The organism is Chamaesiphon sp. OTE_8_metabat_110 (assembly GCF_031382685.1).
Lineage (GTDB): Bacteria > Cyanobacteriota > Cyanobacteriia > Cyanobacteriales > Chamaesiphonaceae > Chamaesiphon.
Genome location: NZ_JANMZA010000078.1, coordinates 1 through 4,624, shown reverse-complemented (window position 1 = coordinate 4,624; position 4,624 = coordinate 1). Strand labels below are relative to the sequence as shown.

Annotated in this window: 2 protein-coding genes; both read left to right on the top strand. The window is 50.7% G+C overall.

Annotated features, from left to right (window positions below; translation table 11 throughout):
- The first annotated feature begins 102 nt into the window (after positions 1-102).
- Positions 103-2,370, top strand: a complete 2,268-nt coding sequence (locus tag RMO52_RS03025; protein ID WP_309739669.1) for an amylo-alpha-1,6-glucosidase — start codon at positions 103-105, stop codon at positions 2,368-2,370.
- Positions 2,371-2,771: 401 nt separating this feature from the next.
- Positions 2,772-4,397 (top strand): serine/threonine-protein kinase, encoded by a 1,626-nt coding sequence (locus RMO52_RS03020; RefSeq protein ID WP_309739668.1) that lies wholly within the window; start codon positions 2,772-2,774, stop codon positions 4,395-4,397.
- Positions 4,398-4,624 lie beyond the last annotated feature (227 nt).

Genomic DNA, 4,624 nt, shown 5'->3' with positions numbered 1-4,624 from the left:
GGCACGATTCACGGCTAAAATGAGATACTTAAGCACAAATCGCTGCTAATTGTGCGCTCAAAAATTCTCGGTGTCGTCTACTCCATCTAGAGAGGTATTGCTATGTCTAATCCGATCGAACTTGAAGGAAGGAGCTTTATTCCGGCTAGTGAGTTAGATATTCCGGAGTGGGGGTGCGTGGTAAGCGATCGAAACCAACCCACGCTGACGCTCAAAGATGACGATTTATTCCTGATTACCGACACACTGGGCAATATTTCTGGCAGCTCTGGCGATGAAACGATCGCCAGTCTGGGCTTATTTTGTCGGGATACCCGGTTTTTGAGTCGGCTGGAATTGCAGATCGCTGGCCGATCGCCGATTTTGCTCACTTGCAATGCCGATCGGGGGTTTGCCTTATCGGCTTTGTGTACCAACCCCGGTATTCCGAATATCAAGGCAGAAACGCTCAGTATTCAGCGAGAACTGGTGCTAAATGGCAGTCTATTTGAAGAACTAACCATTCACAATTATAATACTACGTCCGTCAGTTTTGAATTGAGCTTAAGCTTTGATGCCGATTTTTCAGACTTATTTGAAATACGGGGCTTCAATCGCAAACAAAACGGTCAGTTGCTGCGCCGCGTCCGCACGGGCAAAGCCGAGGCACCTGTTACCGAGCTAACTCTCGCCTATCAAGGCTTAGATGGGGCGATTTTGGAATCGCATCTACAATTTGCACACCGCTTGCCCGATTATCTCAAGGGCTACACGGCGATCTGGCAAATCGAACTGGAATCCCATGCCAGTTGTCAGATCGGCTATCGGCTGGAAATGTTGATGAATAATCGCCCGGTGTCGCGGGTGAAAAGTCCGATGGCGCTGTTCCAAGCCAAAGCCGCTGAGACGATGGAAGAGGATAACTGGCGATCGCAGATTACCCAAATTCGGACGGATAATCCCGAACTCGATCGAGCGATCGAACGTGCGGAACAGGACATCTATCTGTTGCGCCAGACGTTCGATTTAGCCAGTCACAATACCGACAAGTCTCCGACTAAGGGGACGATTCTCTCGGCGGGCGTACCGTGGTTTTGTACGTTGTTCGGTCGCGATTCGATTATCGCCGCCAGTCAAATACTGATCTTAGATCCGACGATCGCCCGCGAAACCCTCATGGTACTGGCGCAGTATCAGGGTAAAGTCGATGATGAATGGCGCGAAGAACAGCCAGGGAAAATTCTGCATGAATTGAGAATGGGGGAAATGGCCCGGTGCCATGAGATTCCCCATACGCCCTACTATGGGACGGTAGACGCCACGCCACTGTGGTTGATGCTGTATGCGGAATATTATGCCTGGACGCACGACGCTGATACTTTAGAGCGATTGTGGGGGAATGCGCTCGCGGCGATGGAGTGGATCGATCGGATGTGTGCCGATACTGGTTATCTGGCTTATTTCCGCACCTCGGCGCGGGGATTAGTCAATCAGGGCTGGAAAGATTCTGGCGACTGTATCGTCGATCGGCATGGCAAAATTGCCGTCGGATCGATTACCCTGTGCGAAGTGCAGGCTTACGTCTATGCAGCCAAAGTGCGGATGAGCGAACTAGCGCGAATTCGCCAAGAAAACGACTTAGCAACGCGCTGGCAACAAGAGGCTCAAAGTCTCAAACAACGGTTCAATCACGATTTCTGGGTAGCCGATCGAGATTTTCTGGCGCTGGCGATCGATGGTGCTGGCAAACAAGTCGATGGGATTAGTTCCAATCCCGGACAATGCCTCCAGCACGGGCTATTATACCCAGAGAAAGCCAAAAGTGTTGCCGAACGGCTCCACGCGCCAGATATGTTCAATGGGTGGGGAATTCGCACCCTCAGCAGTCAGTCACCAGCTTACAATCCGATCGGCTATCATACCGGATCGGTCTGGCCGCACGATAATAGCTTAATTACCATGGGCTTGCGATCGGTTGGTGCCGTCGATCAAGCTTTAGAAGTCGCCCAAGGGATTCTGGACATGACGGTGCAGCAACCTTACCACCGTCCGCCCGAACTCTTCTGCGGTTACGAACGGATCGCTGGGCAAAGTCCGATTCAGTATCCAGTGGCTTGTTCTCCCCAAGCATGGGCAACGGGTACCATCTTTCAACTCCTCCAGATGATGGTCAATTTAGTCCCCGACGCGCCGAGTAATTATCTGCGCATTCTCGACCCAGCACTACCTGCGAGCATTCATCGACTCTCGTTCAAAAACTTGCGGGTCGGCGCAACGCTCATCGATCTCGAATTTACCCACCGCGCTGCCGAAAGTGAAGGCTCGCGATCGACTACCTCCTGTCGAGTCCTCAAAAAACGCGGTAATCTGCGCGTGACGATCGAAGCATAGCTATACCCTTGGGAGCTGCCGCGACTGGCAAGCGACAGCTTCCAAATATCTAAATAATTAAGAGCGATTCAGACCAACTTGTGGGTACTTTAAAAATAACGGGGTCGATTGTCGCGATTTAGTTGCTTGACATCATGCCAGCAGCGATCGCCAGCGCCGCCCAATCCAACACAACATCACTAAGTAATAGCACAACGCGTGAATAAAAGCGGTAGAATTAGAACTGAATAGCCAAACCCCTTCATTGTCCGGTAACTCAAGCAATTTTCTGCGTTATTGCATCAAAATTGGAGTTTGAGCTAGTCGGATTTTTGGAAAATGATGGCAGCGCGATGTCCCCCTGCGGCAGCGGTGCTAACAAGAAATAAGTGTCAAGAGCAATGTTCAACTGGTGAGGCTCAATGAGCTACTGCGTAAACCCTGACTGCCCCCAACCTAAAAATCCGATCGATGCTTTCCTGTGCCAAGCCTGTGGCGCACGATTGCTCGTCCGCAATCGCTATCGAGTTACAAAGTCACTCGGTCAAGGGGGATTTGGCGCGACTTTTGTAGCGATCGATGTATCACTTCCTGGCGAACCAATTTGTGTCATCAAGCAACTCAGACCGAGCAATAACCACGAAAAGTTTCTGCGGATGGCGCGGGAACTATTCGAGCGGGAAGCCAGAACCCTAGGTAAAATCGGCAACCATCCTCAGATTCCCCGCCTGTTAGACTTTTTTGAAGAGCGACGGAACTTTTATCTCGTCCAGGAATATGTCAGCGGACATACCATCCATCAAGAAGTCAAACAGATGGGACTGTTCAAAGAAGAGAAAATCCGCGACTTCTTGATCGAAATTCTCCCCGTAATTACTTACATTCACTCCCAACAAGTAATTCACCGCGATATCAAACCTGCCAATATTTTACGCCGCGATCAAGATGGCAAACTCGTCCTCATTGACTTTGGCGCTGTCAAAAATTATGTCGCGCAAATAGAACCTCAAGAAGGAGTCGAGCAAGGTTCCAACACCCAGTTTGCCGTCGGTACCTCTGGCTACGCACCGCCCGAACAGTTGGCAATGCGACCGATCTTTTCTAGTGACATCTATGCGCTGGGGGTAACTTGCGTGTACCTGATGACAGGCAAATCGCCCAAAGACATCGAGTACAATCCCGCCACTGGCGAAATGATGTGGCAAAAACACGTCCAATTGGGCAAACACATGACTCAAGTCTTGGGCAAAATGCTGGAGGTTTCGGTACGCTATCGCTATCAGTCAGTTGAAGAAGTTCAACAAGCACTCGCCGCCACTACGGTCGCGGTCGATAAACGCAGCAATAATGCCGCCGCTGCGTCACATAACAGTCCGAGCAACCCTTTCCCCTTTCCCAAAGCTGCTCCTCCAGGTTTACCAGGCAGAGCCAACCCGCCAGTCCCAACGCCTACCTCAACCGCTTCGCAGCGGATGGCAGATGCGATCAAGCAACAGCGAGAACAACGCGACCCGACCAACATCAAAAATGGCAGCGAACCCAGCCGATTTGGTGCCGATATTAAGACCGGATTGGGCGGAATGCCCGTCATTCAAACACCACGCCGCCCCCAACACAAATTAGACGCTCAGAGTGTACTAGCAGCATTCCGACGCGGACAGCGCACCTTTAGCGAGATGGATATCAGTAGCTTGGATCTGTCCAAGGCGCATCTACCGGGAATTACCCTCAGTAGTGCCAATTGTGCCTATATCAATCTCCAAGGCGCAAATCTGTCCGCAGGTAAATTTGATAAGGCAGATCTCAGCGGCGCAGTCCTCAAGGATACCGTCCTCAGTCGCGGCTATTTTAGCTACGCCAATCTGCAAAATGCCGATTTACGCGGTGCCGATTTGAGCGATGCCTATCTCAATTATGCCAATCTGCACGGCGCCAACCTCTGTGGTGCCAATCTTAAAGGTGTCAAAGTCACTGAAGATCAGCTAAATCAAGCTAAAACCAATTTTATGACCGTTTTCCCCAATGGTAAGCGCGGCGGATTTTGGTAAGTTAAATTAGCAAGAAACTCTGTTAGGTGTGTTGGGTTTCATTCTTCAACCCAACCTACAGATCCTTGCTTAAACAAGCGATTTACGGCGTTGCTGGATTAAGGTATGATTAACAGCGATCGAGAGTAGAAATCAGCAGCCAGTAGAGGAGGTAGAATGATGGAATGTCCTGTGCTTGGGTCGGTTGCATGGACGGGGAACCCGTCCGCACCGACTCCGCAATGTAA

Coding starts and splice junctions, on each gene's coding strand:
- RMO52_RS03025 (WP_309739669.1), top strand. CDS start 103: ATGTCTAATCCGATCGAACTTGAAGGAAGGAGCTTTATTCCGGCTAGT.
- RMO52_RS03020 (WP_309739668.1), top strand. CDS start 2,772: ATGAGCTACTGCGTAAACCCTGACTGCCCCCAACCTAAAAATCCGATC.